Origin of the sequence: Acinetobacter sp. YH12218 (assembly GCF_013417925.1) — a bacterium.
GTDB lineage: Bacteria > Pseudomonadota > Gammaproteobacteria > Pseudomonadales > Moraxellaceae > Acinetobacter > Acinetobacter amyesii.
Map to the genome: position 1 here is coordinate 1 of NZ_VPDB01000036.1, position 16,752 is coordinate 16,752.

The following is a 16,752-nucleotide window of genomic DNA, read 5'->3' on the forward strand; positions in this document are numbered from 1 at the left end:
TACAGCGTGGTACAGATGAGCAGAATATAAGAATTCGGGCATTTCTCACCCGAATTTCAGGTAGGCAACAGAAAAGGGGAAAATTAGAAAGTGCCCCTGCCATACTGGCAGGGCTTTCAATACTATTGAACACTCTTCAGTTGTTGTCAGAGTATTCGTCTGATGAGCTGAATGCGATTGCTCAGATCGCATTCAATTTATAAAAAATGTGTAGATACCTATGCCTTTTAGGAGAGGGTTAGGGAGAGGTTTTTGAGCTAAGCTGATGTATTCAAAAAAGAATCCCTTCTAACCTCCCTTTATTAAAGGAATGAATAAAAAAAAGCGCCATCAGGCGCTTTTTTTAAATTCAAAATTTAGCGTTTTACGACGATCGAGTCGATACTGCTATGACGTAAAGTTTGTTGTGCAATCACAGCAGCTTCTTGTGAATCATAGGGGCCAGACACGACGCGATACCAAACTTTGCCATTTTCATTACTTTGGATCACATCGGCAGATAAGCCATTTAAAATAATTTCTGCACGACGGGCATCGGCTTGGTCAGGGTCATCATAGCTACGCACTTGCAAAATATAGCTTGCAGGGGCAGGTGTTGTTTCTGTGGCTTCAATACCCGGCTCAGTCGGTGCAGTGGTAGCCGTTTCAGGTGCTTCAACGATCACCACGGTTTCTTTGGTATCTGTTTCAGGCACAGCTTGATCTGGAATCGGGGTGACTTGTTGCTGAGGCAACAGATCATAAAAACGGTAATCTTTATTGGTTTCTTCTTGGTAGTGTTCAGAGGTAATTTGACCTTTCGGTTTTACCGGCTCCCATGGTTTCCATAACATCAAGGCCACCAAGAAACTCAACACGATTAAAATGATCACAAGTGTACCTAACCATGCAGGAATCAATGGTTTTTTAGGCTGATTTGGCCGCTCTGATACACCGCGTTGCGTTTTTCCAAACACGAGGAAACCTCTTTAATTGTAATTGTTACGAACCTAGTAGGAACTGACCCAAAACCAAGTTCTGATTATTATATATTACATGACTGTCATGCTGTTTATGTTTAATTTTCACAATTTCAACATCTTCAAGTTTTCATTAAAAGATGACTGAATATCCATGAAAATACAGGCTCATAAAGAGCCTGTATAGGCGTCAATGTATATGGTTCATACATGGACGGATTCTAACGTATACTAAGAATGGCTTACATTGATTCAGGCGCACTCACACCCAATAATTCAAGACCATTGCGTAAAACTTGCTGTACGTTTACAGACAGTAATAAGCGCGCTTGAGTCAGTTCTGCATCATCACCCAAGACTTTATTTTCGTTGTACCAACCATGGAACAACGCCGCTAATTCTTTCAAGTAGTTACCCACTTGGTGTGGTTCATAGCTGTTTGCTGCACGAACCACAATTTCAGGGTAAGCCGCAAGTTTAGCAAGAACTTCAGTTTCAGCTTCTAACTCAAGTTTAGCTGCAAATTGACGTGCAGCTTCAGCAGAGAATTGAACGTCTGTCGCAGCGGCTTTTTCGAGCATACGGCAGATACGTGCGTGTGCGTATTGGATGTAGTACACCGCATTGTCTTTGCTTTGAGACACAGCAAGGTCTAAGTCGAAGTCAATGTGTTGTTCTGATTTACGCATGACATAGTAGAAACGAGCAGCATCGTTGCCTACTTCTTTACGTAAGTCGCGTAAAGTCACGAATTGACCTGAACGAGATGACATTTGAACCATCTCGCCGCCACGCCATAGGCTCACAAATTGAACCAAAAGCACCGTCAATTTTTTAGAATCATAGCCAAGCGCATCAATCGCTGCTTTCACACGTGCAATATAACCGTGGTGGTCTGAACCCCAGATATCAACGATATCGGTATATCCGCGTTGTAGTTTATTTAAGTGATAAGCAATGTCGGATGCGAAGTATGTAGTCTGACCATTACGACGTTTCACAACACGGTCTTTTTCATCACCAAAATCAGTTGATTTGAACCAGATGTTGCCATCTTTTTCGTATAAGAAACCACGTTGATCGAGCATTTGTAATGCTTCATCAATTTTTTCAGTCAAGGTTGCTTCGCTGAACCATTGATTGAAAGTCACGCCAAATTCACCGAGGTCATCTTTAATGTCATCGAGAATGGCTTTCAGCGCAGCTTGATGGAACACACGGTAACCCGCAGCCAAATGGTTTTGTGAATTATGAATCAAACCATCAATGTGTTTTTCTTTATCGCCTGAAACAACGACTTTATTGCCTTCGCTATCGAGTTCAGCAGCATATTGCACATCTTCAGGAACATCTTTATAGATGTCGGCAACAGGGCGTACATAAGCATCGCCATCTTTGTCGATAATGCTTTGTGCGATTTCTTTAACGTAGTCGCCTTGGTATGCATTTTTAGGGAAGACTAGTTGTTGACCGGTCAATTCTAAATAACGCAAGTAAGTCGATGTCGCCAAGATATCCATTTGACGGCCAGCATCGTTGACATAGTATTCACGGTCAACTTTGGCACCTGTTGCCTCAAGGAGATTGGCAACGGTCATACCGTAAGCTGCGCCACGACCATGACCCACGTGTAGGCTAGACGTTGGGTTGGCTGAAACGAATTCCACTTGAACACGTTTTTCAGCATTGGCCTGTGTGCGACCGAACTGATCTTTCTGAGCTTGAATTTGGTCTAAGACAGCAAAACGTTGGTCAGCATTTAAAAAGAAGTTAATAAAGCCAGGACCTGCAATTTCTGCTTTGCTGATATCTGCGACTTCTGGAAGATTTGCCAGAATTTTTTCGGCTAAATCACGCGGCTTCATACCTGCAGCTTTAGAGGCAATCATGGCAATGTTTGACGCAAAGTCACCGTGGCTTCGGTCTTTGGTTCGGGTCAAATTGCTAGTATTGTTCCAGTCAGTTGGGAGTACACCTTCAGCTTGAAGGGATTGCACTGCATGATCGAGCGCTGCTTGTATTGCCGTATTCATAATCAGTCGAAAAATAAATGTCGCAGAAAAACGGTAAATATAGCAAATTTCAGGCTCTTTAGGTGAACCCATTTGTTGCGAATAAAAAATATTCGATAAAAGTGAAGCATTGCTTATATCGAAGTAAAACGATATAAGTGGTTTAGCGATTCAGGATCACTGCTTGAGTATATGGACATGTCACAACCCACCCCTAAAATTTTTGGCAATGTGCCGAAGTTAGCTGCACACTGGGCGCTGATTATCGTGCCGTTTATTTTGTCTTGTCTCATGAGCGGCATTATTTCGTTTATTAATATGCTCAGAAATTTAGGGTGGTTTGAGGGTTTTCTTACCCTATGGCTGCATAATTGGATGATTTCTTGGGCTATTGCTTTTCCCATTGTACTGATTTTATTGCCATTTGTTCGAAAGTTTACAGGCCTGCTGGTTGATATGTCAGGGCCACAGCCACCTGCAAAATAAGCCTGCATGTAAGTCACAGTTGAGTAAAACGGTGACTTACTGCATTTCGTTTTAAATATTTATAGGCTATCGCGACAACTTACTGCTTTAGAGAGTAATTCGGCTTTGTTGTTTTGGAAGGTATAGAGTTTTGAGGAATTAAACACTTTAATGACTTTGGCCTGAGCGACAGCGGTTTTAAAGCTTTGGAACTTTTGCTGATGGGCTGTCTCAAATGGATTTCCAAAGTTTTTATTGTCGAGCAGAATTTGAATTTGCCCCACATTTGTATCATGTGCTTTTAGGATCTCTTGGCCATCCGCGTTGCTTATACTGAAAGTTGGGCGCTGAGTGCTGATTTTGCAATTCAATTTGAGGCTCAAGGTGAAATTGTCTGCCGATTTATTTTTGAGGGTAGATGTGCCTTGTTGATCATTTTCAATATAGACCCACTGATTTTTCGGCATATTGGTCAGCAGAGTTTCTAACTGTTGTTGGGTACTTTTGCTGATATCGACAGTGCCTTTTTTATCGATTTCAGGGGCTTTTTCTTTACCGAGCATGCCCATCACTTTGTCGCTGACTGTGCTACTGGTTTTGGAAATGGTCTGGCAAGCGCTTAAGCTACTGATGATTAGAATGAATGGTAGTGTATAGATGGCAGGTAAATGCATAGATTTTATTGTTCTATTAAATTTTCGGATCGGCAAAGTTTAACGGTTCTACGCATAAAGCTCAAACCTGCGGCCAATCTCCTTTGAGGAGGACTGCTGCAGGCGGCTAAAGCAGCCATTCTACACAGGCACGAATAATCCCCAGTGCGAGGCCAATAAAACCACCGACCACGACACCATTGACTCGAATCATATGCAAGTCGCCACCGACTTCGTTTTCGATCTTATCGATCATTTCACGTGAGTCCCATTCGTGTATACGTTCACTGATAAACCGAATGACTTTTTCGCTGTATTGATCAGAGAGATTGATGGCAATATCACTCATTTTCTCATTCAGCAATTGGCGTACAGCAACGTTAGAGACAATATTTTCGCCTACTTGTTGAATGGCGACACGTAGGTTTTGTGCAATGCCAGAGTCGGGCTTTTCTAAATCAGATTTAATCGCATCGCATAAAATCACCACCGCACCACTGATAAAATTCAACATTTGTGGACTATCGAGCATGGCGTCTTTGGTGCTATTCAGGCGTTGGCTGGCAACACTCTGATTGTCCGCCAGTTGCTGCATGAGCTGCTGTGCCATGTCTTCGATTTTACGGCGCCACGGATGTTCATGGTCGGCAAGCATGGACTCGACACGACTGACCAGTGAATCAATGGTGCGCTGTTGTACATCAATACCAATCCAACTCGCACCTTTGGCTAGCTTCCAAACTCCAAGTTCTTTAAACAACTGACGTGATAAATCACGGGTTTGTTCAGGGTGCTGTAACATCCAGTCATGGGCTAAATCTAATCCACGTTGCAGGACATCTTGATGGAAATCATTTTCTAAAACTGCTCGCAGCATTTCACTGGCAAGATGGTTGACTTGCGTATTGCGTACCCATTGCACGCTGTTATTTTGGATAAAGCGTCCAATTTGTTCCTGACCGACAAATTCGAAAATTTTCGGTACCGTTTGCTGAATGACTTGGGTCACTTGCGCATTATTGTGCGGATTGGCCAACCATTTCCCGACGGCAAGAGAGAGATCCGTCTCCGCTAAGCTTTTTTCAACCACTTGTGGTGAAAGAAAATTCTCCTGAACAAAGCGGCCCATTGACTCGGCAATGCGTGCTTTATTACGAGGAATAATTTCTGTGTGGTCACGTAAAAATTTAGGAATCGGAATCCGACCAAAGGGATTGCGAAATAAAACGGTTATCGCATACCAGTCTGCCAAACCACCAACCACTCCAGCTTCTGCTGAAAGCATTAAAATATGAATGAGCCAGACGTATTCGGGCAGCAATTTAGCTGCAATCATCAATGCAATCCACGCCAGCACCGCCACCACCAAAGCAATGGTGGCGAAGCGTTTACTGCGTTGCAGACTAGGTGAAACAGCAGGCTGTTCAGTTGGGTTCATCAATGATCGGGTCTCTATGGGTTGACTTATTTGGTGGTAGGCTCAGCGGCTACAGGCAAAGGATTTCCTTGGCTGTCTAAACCATATTTAGCCCCGAGTGATTGCAAAATCAAGCGAGCATCAAAGGCATCCTGAGGGGCTTTGGCACGATCTTTATAGCAAGTAATACTGTAGGAAACTTGAGTTGGATCGAGTGTGACCACCTGTGGAACGTCATAAAACGGGCCTGGCCAAAAACCGGGATGGCGACGGTAATAGCCATATGGATAAGGCATTGGGTCTGGGTAAATCACCGCTTGGCGCGGCGGTTTTTGACTCCGATTACTCGGGTCATCCATGACTTTAAAATATTGAAAGCCATTGTGTAGGGTGGTTTGAGCGGCTTTAACCAAGGTGATTTCTTCGGCAGTACCATAGCTCATATTGGGTCTAGCTTGAAAGCTAATACGATAGCTTTGCGCATTTAATGGTGTCGCAGAATATTGACCGAGTTGTTCAAAGGTCAAAGGTTTTGATGGGGTTGTGGCACAGCCAGTCAAACCGAGTGCTGCGGTTATGGCTGCTGCGATAATGAGTTTGTTCATGCGCATACTCCTGTTTAGTCGGTTCATGGCAAGGGGAGATACTGGCCAAAAGCCGTCAATTAAAAGCTAGAATTGGGCTGGGTTAAAAATTCCAATTCCTCTGCTGTGGATGTTCTGCCCAATACCGCATTGCGATGCGGGTAACGTCCAAATCGATCGATAATCACTTTATGCTTTTTTTCAAATTCTAAGTTGATCGGATTGCCCAGTTGCTCAAATAATTTTAACGCGCTTTGATGGATTTTTGTCGATTCGCTATGCATAAAGGGCATATATAAAAATGAGCGCTGTTCAGGGCTTAATTGTAGATCTAAACCCTGCGCGATAGCTTCTTGTGCAAGCGCCAAAGCCAGTGCATCTTGGGCAAAAGCCAAGCCAGAGTCACGGAATAAATTTCGAGAAAATTGATCTAAAACAATAATTTCAGCCAATCGACCTTCGGCAGTAGTACGCCATTGCCACAGTTCTGCTTGACTGGCCGCTTGATGGATGTCTTTAAACTTTTTTTCGATTAAAACATCAAAATTATTGCTTTTAGCGAACCAATTGGGCTGATTTTCTGGGTTAAACCAAAATTCGAGAATATCTTGATAATTCATAAGTTTTAAGCATTATTAGCATATATTTGTTTATAAAATCACAAATTTCAAATGTCATATAGAGTAAGTTTGTGATAAAAAATTGCCAAAATAAAATCACGGTTTGTCTCAAAACTATACAGTGGGTCATTTGCCCACTTCAAATCGCGTTATACTGATATAAACTGATGATTTTATTTTAGTAGTTTCTTCCATTTAAGCGAGATAGCAATGAGTCAACCCGAATCGACCTCTCAAGACATTTTACCGACTTGGGTAGATTCTTCGCTGATTAAAGGAATGTTGCGCGGTATTGAGCGTGAAAGCTTGCGTATGCAAAGCAACGGTTTCTTGTCTCAGGCCGACCATCCCCAAGCTTTGGGTGCGGCTTTGACTCATCCGCATATCACGACAGACTATTCTGAAGCTTTAATGGAATTTATCACGCCGCCAAAAGAAACCATTACAGAGGCGTTGAACTATCTGCAAGATATACATGCTGTTGCGCATACGCATTTAGAACATGGTGAAAAACTTTGGCCGTTGTCGATGCCATGCATGTTGGATAAAGACGAAGACAGTATTCGTTTAGCGCAATATGGCAGCTCGAATATTGGGCGCTTTAAAACCTTGTACCGTCGTGGTTTAGGGGTGCGTTATGGTCGCCGGATGCAGACCATTTCAGGGGTGCATTATAATTTATCCTTCCCAGATCATTTCTTTGAAGCACTTCAACAGCATGAAACTGACGACGCCCTCAAGGCATTGAGCTTACAGGATTATCGCAGTCATCGTTATTTTGGCCTAATCCGTAATTTTATTCGTTTAACGCCATTGGTGATGTTTTTGGTTGGGGCGAGTCCGTCGGTGTGTAAATGTTTTATGACTGGACGTGAACATCAGCTGTTACCGCTCTTAAAAGGCACGCTATTTTTACCCTATGCAACGGCGCTGCGTATGGGAAATTTTGGCTATCAAAATTCAGCACAAAAACAGTTAGGGATTCACTACAACGACATTCAGGCGTATTTGGAAGGTTTGCAAAAAGCGGTCCATACCCCATATGCCGCATTTAGTCATTTAGGTTTAAATGATGAACACGGTGAACCGATTCAAATTAATGACCATGTGTTGCAAATTGAAAATGAGTACTACAGTTTGGTTCGTCCGAAACAAGTGCCGCAGGATGGTGAAACACCGTCTGAAGCCCTGCAAAATCGTGGCGTAGGTTATGTTGAATTACGCGCGGTAGATGTCAATCCTTATAGCCCGATTGGGATCAATGAAGACACGGCAGGCTTGCTTGAAGTGGTGGCTTTGTACTGTTTATTGCAAAACAGTCCAGCGTTGTTAGATGCCGAACAAAATGAAATTGAGAAAAATCAGGCGGAAGTAGTGAACCGTGGTCGTGCCCCAAATGCAGTGATTTTACAGCAAGGGCAAGCGATTCCAATTGAAACATGGTGTCGTACACATGTTGCTGCGATGCAACCGTTGGCTGAATTGCTGGATGATTCTTACAATACAGATATTTACACTCAGGCAATGGCTGTGATGCAATCACGCATCGATGAAGTCGATGAAACATTGTCGGCACGTATGATTAGCGATACTTTAGAACAAGGTGGAACTTGGGGCTTTGGTAGCTTTATGGCCTTACAACATGCTGAAGTGTATGAGCAGCATGTTTTGAACCCTGAAACTGCAGCATATTTTGCACAAGCTGCTGAGCAGTCTTTAGAAAAACAGGCTCAACTTGAGCAAGACTGCACCTTGAGTTTTGAAGAATATTTGAAAAACTTTAGATAAAAAATTTTAAGAGGATTTACCATGAAATGGAGTTTTCGCTTCGTGAGTGGTTTGTTGTTTTTAGCCAGCGTGATCGGTATGTCTTTTGCGCTGTTTTTAGAGCATGTACAAGGCTTAGAACCTTGTCCGTTGTGCGTATTCCAACGTATTGGTTTGATTGGACTCGGCATCATTTCATTGATTGCGTTGATTCACAATCCAGCATCGAATTGGGGTAAACGCATTTACGCATTGTTGGGGACACTATCAATTCTTTGGTCTGCTGGGGTGGCTGCGCGTCATATTTGGCTGCAAAATTTACCGCCAGACAAAGTACCGAGCTGTGGCCCAGGACTGGATTATTGGGTAGAAACGCTGCCGTTAAAATCGGTCTTTGAGCAAGTGCTGACCGGCTCTGGTGAATGTGCCAAAGTGGATTGGACCTTCTTGGGACAATCATTACCGGTTTGGTCATTGGTGTTTTTTGCGGTATTAACCTTGCTCAGTCTTTGGCAGTTATTGCGTAAATATCCAAGCAAACCAGTCCCACGTTTACGTGATAAATTTTAATTTAGTGATACATAAAAAAGCCCTCAGTTGAGGGCTTTTTTTTATGAGTCTGCATGGGGGAAGTTTACCTTAGGTTAGGGCAATGCCTTCCATACTTTCCAAGTCCATCATAAATTCATAGATATGATCACAAGCTTTATCGTCATTGTTTGGATAGAACCAATGCACGATTTGCTCGGCCACTTGAGGGTGATGCTGAATTTCAAAATGGTTCAGGCCATAAAAAATCGCTTTATGTGAATCTGGCACTTTAAGCTGATAACGTGCATTTGGGTGTTCCCCTAAGGCACTTTTCACGCTGACCAAGTAATCTCCAATCACATGTCGCGTTTTATTGCGACGATGTTCATATTCAATGGTCCCTGCCACGAGGTAGGTATTGATATGTGATGGAATCGGGGCAGGTTTACGGTTGTCGTCCATGAGTCCAATGCGGACATCATTATGTTCCCAATCGTCATCACGCACGCTGCCATAGCGCAAATCTAAAATGCCATTACTACGGATATTCACCACGTGACCTACGATTTTGACCAAGGGGAAACGCCCCAATTGATCTTGCAAATGAAATCCGACACGTTCAAGTACCGCACCATGATGTGGTGAGCCCAAGCAGACTAGATTTTCAACTTGATGAATCCATTGATACATATTTTGTTTGCCATAAAAAATGGCACTACGGGAGACTAAGCCCCCCATACTATGACCAATTAAGTCGATACTGGTAATACCGGGGTTGCGACGGACCAAATCCTCTAATGTATTGGCAAGGCTGCGGCCATTGGTCGAAATACGACGACCCGTGTTGTAATTTAAATACAGCATGGTGTTGTGGTCACGTTGTGACAGTAATTTTTCACCAATGCCGCCATATTTGGCTGTCGACCATGACAGATGATTCATGCACAGCCCATGAATTAACAGGGTAATACGACCGTTTAATTCGCCTTTTTGTACCGCACCATAATGGTCGTAAACCACCATCGGTAAGGCCATCGGGTTGTGATATTTCAGTAAATAGTCGCCTAAGACCCCATTCAGCGCACCTACTAGAAAATGTAAAGACGGGGTGAGGGGTTTGTCGTGTAAGCGTGGGAATTTTTCAATAATGCTACGCAGCGTCGGTGCGAGTAAATAATTGCCATAATTGAAAAAGGTGTTGTAAGAAAATTCATAAATCCGTGCAATGGTCGGCTGCTTATGAAAGGCTTTCGAGCCTTGTTCGCTCATTCCAAAAATACTGATTAAAATTTCACGTTGAATGTTTTTGATCAAGTCATGCACGACATCACTAAAACGCATTGTCACGAGTTGTGCCAAACCTTCCAGCACATCTGCTTGACTGGGTGGCGTGCGGTCCCATTTACAATAGGTTTCATGCAATGGTGTTAAGCTAGGCATAATGTTCCTATCCTTACATTCAATGCTATCCCTCGATTGTATTTATTACTGGAATAGCCTGAAGTTTCATTGTTTATTTTATAAAATTCTCACGAACAGCTTTTACAATACCGATAACAGACCTGTCGGTGAATGCCTTTTGTCTGACAATTTTACTAAAAATTCAAATTTAGAAAATGTGACGCAGTTAGCACTTATATGCCACTTTTAAAGCAATTTAAAGATCAATTTGGAATCAAAATGATGAATATTGTGTATTTGCATGGTTTTCAAAGTAACTCAAATTCAGTGAAAGGGCAGATATTGCGGCACTATTGTGCAGACTTAAATGGTGTGCAAGTGCATTTGCCAGATTTGAATATGCCACCGCTACAGGTAATGCAGCAGATGTCAGAGCTGATTGAAGGTTTGGATGATGTGGTTTTAGTGGGGAGTAGTTTAGGTGGTTTTTATGCGACGCAGTTGATGGCACGCCATCACATTCCTGCGGTGCTCATCAATCCTGCGGTCTATCCATGGCAATTATTTCGTGATTTATTTGGCGAGACGGCATTGCCTTATCAGGTGACTGAAACGTGGTGCTTGGATGATGCACAGCTCAATCAAATGCAGGCTTTGGCTATATCTAAGGTTGAAAATGCAGATCAACTGTTGGTCTTGCTCCAACAAGGTGATGAAACCTTGGATTATCGTGATGCTGCTGGTTTTTATAGTGCGGTTCAAGCCGGCACGGCTATGCTGATCACTGAGGTGGGTGGAACACATGGCATGGATGATTTTGCAGAAAAAATACCGATGCTCTTGCAGTTTTTATCTGATGCTGTCAAAAATATGCCTAAATAAAATGATCCAATACAAATGCTGAAAAGTTAGATCCAACATACAAAAAATGGGCAGTTACGACATCATTTGACGTTTAAATTGTTTAAGAAAATGGCGGCTGATCGCAAGAGATATGCATTTTAATAAAAAAGCATATACTGTAGCGCTCGAAGAAATGTTTTAACCAAAAAGCAGGGAATTTTGCAACGTGACGCAATATACGGCTCAATCACTTGAAGTTTTATCTGGCCTAGATCCGGTACGTCGTCGTCCGGGGATGTATACAGACACTACACGACCAAACCATTTGGCGCAGGAAGTGATAGATAACTCCGTCGATGAAGCGCTTGCAGGTCATGCCAACAAAATTACTGTGACGGTTTATAAAGATGGTTCTTTGTCGGTAGAAGACAATGGACGCGGTATGCCTGTTGATATTCATCCTGAGTATGGTCAAAGCGGGATTGAAATTATTCTGACCAAATTACATGCCGGTGGTAAGTTCAGTACCGATAACTACCAATTCTCAGGTGGTTTACACGGTGTGGGTATTTCGGTGGTGAACGCACTGTCAGATCGTGTTGAAGTGGAAGTTCAGCGTCAAGGCAATCTATATAAAATGGCCTTTGAACATGGCGTTCCTGTGGCACCGCTTGAGGTGTTGGAAGGTAAATGCGCTAAACGTGCAACGGGTACTACCGTGCATTTTTGGCCTGAAGCCAAATATTTTGATTCGCCTAAATTTGCGCTGAAAGCCTTAAAACACAATTTAAAAGCCAAGGCTGTTTTGGCGGCAGGCTTGCAGATTATTTATATCGATCAAATCAACAACGAAAAGATCGAATGGCAATTTGAAAATGGTCTGGTCGACTATTTGATGGATGAGCTACAAGACCGTGACATTGTGCCTGTTCCTGCATTTGTGGCGACTGGTGAAGCTGAACGTGCTAGTGCTGAATTTGCCATTTGCTGGAACGTTGAAGGCGGCGAACAGATTCAAGAAAGTTATGTCAATTTGATTCCAACTGCGCAAGGCGGTACACATGTCAACGGTTTACGTTCGGGTGTGACAGATGCGATTCGTGAGTTCTGTGAATTACGTAACTTGTTGCCGCGTAATATGAAGCTGTCTGCCGAAGATGTGTGGGATGGTGTCAACTTTATTCTGTCTTTAAAATTCCAAGAGCCACAATTTTCGGGTCAAACTAAAGAACGACTTTCAAGCCGTGAAGCCTCTAGTGTGGTGTTAAATATTGCCAAAGATGCCTTTGCACTGTGGCTGAATCAAAACTCCGATATTGCTATGCAACTGGCAGAAATGGTGATTGCCAAGGCCGGTCGCCGTTTAAAAGCTGCGAAGAAAGTTGAACGTAAAAAGATCGTTTCAGGTCCAGCCTTACCAGGTAAACTGGCTGACTGTGTGGGGCATACCTTAGAAGAATCTGAACTGTTTATTGTGGAAGGGGATTCAGCGGGCGGTTCTGCCAAGCAAGCACGTGATAAGAACTTCCAAGCGATCATGCCGATCCGCGGTAAGATTTTAAATACTTGGGAAGTGTCTTCAGACGAAGTTTTGGCATCGCAAGAAGTACATGATATTGCGATTGCGATTGGTGTAGATCCGGGCAGTGACGACTTGTCAGAACTACGTTATGGCAAGATTTGTATCTTGGCCGATGCCGACTCGGATGGTTTGCACATTGCGACTTTACTCTGCGCACTGTTCGTCAAACATTTCCATACTTTGGTTGAGGAAGGACATCTGTTTGTGGCGATGCCACCGCTGTTCCGTATAGATGACAATAAAGATGTGCACTATGCCTTGGATGAAGATGAACTGGAAAGCATCTTAAAGAAATGTAAAACCAAAAATCCTCAAATCACTCGATTTAAAGGATTGGGCGAGATGAACGCGAGTCAGCTGCGTGAAACGACTATGGATCCCAATACACGTCGTTTAGTGCAACTGGACTTGGATGACGTACAGTTTACTTCAGGTTTACTCGACAAATTATTGGCGAAGAAACGCTCTTCAGACCGTAAACACTGGCTAGAGCAGAAGGGTAATTTGGCCGATTTGGCGGTTTAAAATTGCAATAAGAAAAAAACCACGCAAGTGGTTTTTTTTGCTTTAAATTTAGGAAAAGCTGCATGATTTGTGTGCTAATACACCGTATTTTTTGAAAAACGTCGCAAAATTGTTCAATTATAGGTCAAGTGTTGGATACAAGTTTGTATGCATCTTTGCGGTGATTTTATGGTATTTGAATCGACCCATAAAAAATTAAAAGCAGATTTTATGATTGTAACTATATGAAAAATAATATTTAAAAATAAATAAAAGCACTCAATCAAAATAAAAAATAAGGCTTGGCACAGTTATTGAATTGCTCTGTTGTGATGAAAGACAACAAATGCATTTTAAAAATGTGAATTACAAGCTTAGGTTGGGAGTGTGAATAATGTTTCAACGCAATGTATTTGCTAAAAGTATTTTAGCGGCAACGATGACTGGGGCGATTGCTTTAACGGGCTGTTCAAAACCTGCAGAAGAAAAAACAGAAAGCGCTACATCAGAACCAAAAGCCGCTGTAGCAAGTGGCGATACTATTAAAGTCGGGATCTTACATTCGCTGTCAGGCACGATGGCGATCTCAGAAACTTCTCTAAAAGATACGGCCTTGATGGCGATTAATGAAATTAATGCCAATGGCGGGGTATTGGGCAAAAAACTAGAACCTGTGGTGGTGGATCCGGCATCGGACTGGCCACTATTTGCGGAAAAAACCCGTCAGTTGATTACCCAAGACAAAGTAGCCGTGATTTTTGGTTGCTGGACGTCGGTATCTCGTAAGTCGGTTTTACCCGTGGTTGAAGAATTAAATGGCTTATTGTTCTACCCTGTTCAGTATGAAGGTCAGGAACAGTCTAAAAATATTTTCTACACAGGTGCAGCACCGAATCAGCAAGCGATTCCTGCTGTTGAATATCTGATGAGTGAAGAGGGCGGTAAGGCAGAACGCTTTGTACTGTTGGGCACAGACTATGTTTACCCACGTACCACCAACAAAATCTTACGTGCATTCTTAAAGTCGAAAGGCATTGCCGATGCAGACATCATGGAAGAATACACGCCATTTGGTCATAGCAACTATCAAACCATTGTGGGCAATGTGAAGAAGTTTGCGGCAGGGAAAAAGACTGCTGTGATCTCGACCATTAACGGCGATTCAAATGTGCCGTTCTATCGTGAATTGGGCAACCAAGGCATCAAAGCTGCGGATATTCCAGTGATGGCGTTCTCTGTGGGTGAAGAGGAATTACGCGGTATCGATACCAAGCCGCTGGTAGGACACTTGGCGTCGTGGAACTACTTCATGTCGGTGAAAAATCCAGTGAATACTGAATTCACCAATAAAATGAAGCAGTATGCCGTGGAATACAAACTGCCAAATGCCGATAAATTTGTGACCAATGACCCGATGGAGGCTACCTATGTCGGCATCAATATGTGGAAACAAGCGGTAGAAAAAGCAGGAAGCACAGATGTCGATAAAGTGCGTGAAGCTATGGCCGGCCAAGAATTTAAAGCGCCATCGGGCTATACCTTGCAAATGGATGCGTCGAACCATCATTTGCATAAACCAGTCATGATTGGTCAGATCCGTGCCGATGGTCAGTTTGATGTGGTGCACAAAACCGCAAAAACCATTGCTGCAGAGCCATGGAGCCCGTACATCCCGAAATAATTCAATCCGAATGCCTGTTGCTATTGTGTAGCAGGCATTTTTTGATGTGATCCCTAGATGGGGTTGTTCTATTACTCAATAGGGATGCTTATAAGATGAAAAAATTACGCAATTTCCCGATCCTTTTTCTATTCCTGAGCCAATTATTCTGTCTGCAAATCGTGCATGCAGAAACTGCAGCGAATGTCGTGCCTACGGTGCAATCTGTGCAGCAAGGTGACGCCATTCAGCAATTTGTTCGCGGTAGTTTTACCGAGCGCCGCAGTTTACTGAATCAATGGCCGGGCGATATTGAATCCTTAGATCAGTTGGCCGCATTGGTTGAAAAAGACCAGTTATATAGTGGTCAAAGCGGTCAAACCTATATTTTAGAAACTGACGAAAAATTATTGAGCTATCCAGATTTGCAAACCGTGACGGATTGGCCTGCCGATTTATCTCAAGTCACCTTGGTGAATACCCTTCGTAAAGCCTTAACGTTTGCTCAAGCGAAAGAAAAGCTGCAATCGAATGATTTAAACCAACGTTTGAATGCAATTGATATTTTAGAAAATAACTTGGCTGAGTTGGATGTTAAAAATATTAATCAATTGTATTTAAATGAAAAAAATAACAAAGTTAAAGCCCGTTTAGCGCAGCTCAAAGCGCGCTTGGACTATCAAAATCCCGATGTTTTACAAAAAATACAGGCGGCCAAAGTGCTGCAAAATTCTAACCGTCCTGATGTGTTGGCGATGGTGGAGCAGGAATTACAACAAGCCAATTTGCATCCCGAGTTAAAAGCCGCACTGACAGAAGCCAAGAGCAATATTAAAACCCGTATTCAGGCCAGTGAATGGACTGGACATGTCTTTTCAGGTCTCAGCACGGCCAGTATTTTACTACTGGCGGCGTTGGGCTTAGCCATTACGTATGGTCTGCTAGGCGTGATTAACATGGCGCATGGTGAACTGATCATGATCGGGGCCTATACCACTTATGTGGTGCAAAGCCTGTTTAAGAGTTATCTCAGTAGCTATGTCGATTGGTACTTGATTGCCGCGATTCCTGCTGCATTTATTGTAAGTGCTTTGATCGGCATGTTGATTGAACGTACTGTTATTCGTCCCTTGTATGGCCGTCAATTGGAAACGCTATTAGCCACCTTTGGTGTGAGCTTAATTTTAATGCAATTGGTGCGTATGGTTTTTGGAGCGCAGAACGTTGAGGTGTCGAATATTTCATGGCTGTCTGGGGGCATTGCCGTGACACCGAGCCTGATGCTGCCTTATAACCGTATTGCCATTATTGGCTTTACCATTGCGGTACTCCTGTTGCTGGTTTACTTGCTGAATAAAACCCGCTTTGGTTTATTTGTTCGTGCCGTGACGCAAAACCGTCAAATGGCACAGGCCGTTGGTATACGTTCTAGCCGCATTGACATGATGGCTTTTGGTTTAGGTTCAGGGCTTGCAGGTCTTGCAGGCTGTGCCTTAGCACAAGTCGGCAATGTCGGTCCTGACCTAGGACAAAACTATATTGTCGATGCGTTCTTGGTGGTTGTGGTTGGCGGTGTTGGCCAAGTATGGGGCGCAGTACTGGCGGCCTTAGGTCTAGGTGTCAGTGGCACAGTGCTGGAAATCGGCATGGGTGCGGTCTTAGCGAAAATTATTCTACTGGTTCTTGTGATTTTGTTTATTCAAAAACGTCCACAAGGTTTGTTTGCCATCAAAGGCCGTTTTGTGGAGTAAGCG

At 43.1% G+C, this 16,752-nt stretch carries 14 protein-coding genes and 1 pseudogene; 8 read left to right on the plus strand and 7 right to left on the minus strand.

The features are described from left to right. Window positions 1-203 (plus strand): annotated as a pseudogene (locus FTV03_RS17800) (transposase); the annotation flags it as partial. A 153-nt stretch (window positions 204-356) separates the two neighbouring features. On the opposite strand, the gene FTV03_RS10995 reads toward FTV03_RS17800, so the two are convergent. Continuing rightward, window positions 357-956 carry an SPOR domain-containing protein gene (locus FTV03_RS10995; RefSeq protein ID WP_180041413.1) on the minus strand — a complete coding sequence of 200 codons (600 nt, stop codon included), beginning with the start codon at window positions 954-956 and terminating at the stop codon, window positions 357-359. Window positions 957-1,201: 245 nt separating this feature from the next. Continuing rightward, the gene (gene argS, locus FTV03_RS11000) at window positions 1,202-2,992 is read right to left on the minus strand and encodes an arginine--tRNA ligase (RefSeq protein ID WP_180024652.1); all 1,791 of its coding nucleotides are present in this window, start codon (window positions 2,990-2,992) and stop codon (window positions 1,202-1,204) included. Between the two features lie 177 nt (window positions 2,993-3,169). Between argS and FTV03_RS11005 the strand changes: the two genes are divergently transcribed. Beyond that, complete coding sequence (locus FTV03_RS11005) at window positions 3,170-3,457, plus strand: DUF2798 domain-containing protein (RefSeq protein WP_373685136.1); 288 nt, start codon at window positions 3,170-3,172, stop codon at window positions 3,455-3,457. A gap of 59 nt (window positions 3,458-3,516) precedes the next feature. Here the strand turns inward: FTV03_RS11005 and FTV03_RS11010 are convergent, their stop codons facing one another. The 4 genes from FTV03_RS11010 to FTV03_RS11025 all read right to left on the minus strand — a co-directional run bounded on the left by FTV03_RS11010 (window position 3,517) and on the right by FTV03_RS11025 (window position 6,710). Beyond that, entirely contained in the window at window positions 3,517-4,110 is a 594-nt protein-coding gene (locus FTV03_RS11010) for a hypothetical protein (protein ID WP_180036023.1), read from the minus strand. 106 nt (window positions 4,111-4,216) lie between these two features. Next, window positions 4,217-5,527 (minus strand): DUF445 domain-containing protein, encoded by a 1,311-nt coding sequence (locus FTV03_RS11015; protein WP_180041415.1) that lies wholly within the window; start codon window positions 5,525-5,527, stop codon window positions 4,217-4,219. A gap of 26 nt (window positions 5,528-5,553) precedes the next feature. Then, window positions 5,554-6,111: a hypothetical protein gene (locus FTV03_RS11020; protein ID WP_180041416.1), complete on the minus strand. Its 558-nt coding sequence runs from the start codon at window positions 6,109-6,111 to the stop codon at window positions 5,554-5,556. A gap of 59 nt (window positions 6,112-6,170) precedes the next feature. Further along, window positions 6,171-6,710, minus strand: coding sequence for a DUF924 family protein (locus tag FTV03_RS11025; protein WP_078190604.1), 540 nt, complete (start codon window positions 6,708-6,710; stop codon window positions 6,171-6,173). Window positions 6,711-6,920: 210 nt separating this feature from the next. On the opposite strand from FTV03_RS11025, the gene gshA reads away from it, so the two are divergent. Then, window positions 6,921-8,498, plus strand: a complete 1,578-nt coding sequence (gshA, locus tag FTV03_RS11030) for a glutamate--cysteine ligase (protein WP_180041417.1) — start codon at window positions 6,921-6,923, stop codon at window positions 8,496-8,498. A gap of 21 nt (window positions 8,499-8,519) precedes the next feature. Further along, the gene (locus FTV03_RS11035) at window positions 8,520-9,047 is read left to right on the plus strand and encodes a disulfide bond formation protein B (RefSeq protein ID WP_078190602.1); all 528 of its coding nucleotides are present in this window, start codon (window positions 8,520-8,522) and stop codon (window positions 9,045-9,047) included. 69 nt (window positions 9,048-9,116) lie between these two features. Here FTV03_RS11035 and FTV03_RS11040 read toward each other — a convergent pair whose 3' ends face one another. Then, the gene (locus FTV03_RS11040; protein WP_180041418.1) at window positions 9,117-10,448 is read right to left on the minus strand and encodes an alpha/beta hydrolase; all 1,332 of its coding nucleotides are present in this window, start codon (window positions 10,446-10,448) and stop codon (window positions 9,117-9,119) included. 243 nt (window positions 10,449-10,691) lie between these two features. On the opposite strand from FTV03_RS11040, the gene FTV03_RS11045 reads away from it, so the two are divergent. The 4 genes from FTV03_RS11045 to urtB all read left to right on the plus strand — a co-directional run bounded on the left by FTV03_RS11045 (window position 10,692) and on the right by urtB (window position 16,749). Continuing rightward, window positions 10,692-11,291 (plus strand): YqiA/YcfP family alpha/beta fold hydrolase, encoded by a 600-nt coding sequence (locus FTV03_RS11045; RefSeq protein WP_180041431.1) that lies wholly within the window; start codon window positions 10,692-10,694, stop codon window positions 11,289-11,291. A 187-nt stretch (window positions 11,292-11,478) separates the two neighbouring features. Further along, entirely contained in the window at window positions 11,479-13,359 is a 1,881-nt protein-coding gene (parE, locus tag FTV03_RS11050; RefSeq protein WP_111885120.1) for a DNA topoisomerase IV subunit B, read from the plus strand. A gap of 373 nt (window positions 13,360-13,732) precedes the next feature. After that, a complete protein-coding gene (gene urtA / locus FTV03_RS11055; RefSeq protein WP_180041419.1) occupies window positions 13,733-15,019 on the plus strand; it encodes an urea ABC transporter substrate-binding protein in 1,287 nt (428 codons plus the stop codon). Window positions 15,020-15,114: 95 nt separating this feature from the next. Further along, complete coding sequence (urtB, locus tag FTV03_RS11060; protein WP_180041420.1) at window positions 15,115-16,749, plus strand: urea ABC transporter permease subunit UrtB; 1,635 nt, start codon at window positions 15,115-15,117, stop codon at window positions 16,747-16,749. Window positions 16,750-16,752: the final 3 nt, after the last annotated feature.

Coding starts and splice junctions, on each gene's coding strand:
- argS (WP_180024652.1), bottom strand. CDS start 2,992: ATGAATACGGCAATACAAGCAGCGCTCGATCATGCAGTGCAATCCCTT.
- FTV03_RS11005 (WP_373685136.1), top strand. CDS start 3,170: ATGTCACAACCCACCCCTAAAATTTTTGGCAATGTGCCGAAGTTAGCT.
- FTV03_RS11010 (WP_180036023.1), bottom strand. CDS start 4,110: ATGCATTTACCTGCCATCTATACACTACCATTCATTCTAATCATCAGT.
- FTV03_RS11015 (WP_180041415.1), bottom strand. CDS start 5,527: ATGAACCCAACTGAACAGCCTGCTGTTTCACCTAGTCTGCAACGCAGT.
- FTV03_RS11020 (WP_180041416.1), bottom strand. CDS start 6,111: ATGAACAAACTCATTATCGCAGCAGCCATAACCGCAGCACTCGGTTTG.
- FTV03_RS11025 (WP_078190604.1), bottom strand. CDS start 6,710: ATGAATTATCAAGATATTCTCGAATTTTGGTTTAACCCAGAAAATCAG.
- gshA (WP_180041417.1), top strand. CDS start 6,921: ATGAGTCAACCCGAATCGACCTCTCAAGACATTTTACCGACTTGGGTA.
- FTV03_RS11035 (WP_078190602.1), top strand. CDS start 8,520: ATGAAATGGAGTTTTCGCTTCGTGAGTGGTTTGTTGTTTTTAGCCAGC.
- FTV03_RS11040 (WP_180041418.1), bottom strand. CDS start 10,448: ATGCCTAGCTTAACACCATTGCATGAAACCTATTGTAAATGGGACCGC.
- FTV03_RS11045 (WP_180041431.1), top strand. CDS start 10,692: ATGAATATTGTGTATTTGCATGGTTTTCAAAGTAACTCAAATTCAGTG.
- urtA (WP_180041419.1), top strand. CDS start 13,733: ATGTTTCAACGCAATGTATTTGCTAAAAGTATTTTAGCGGCAACGATG.
- urtB (WP_180041420.1), top strand. CDS start 15,115: ATGAAAAAATTACGCAATTTCCCGATCCTTTTTCTATTCCTGAGCCAA.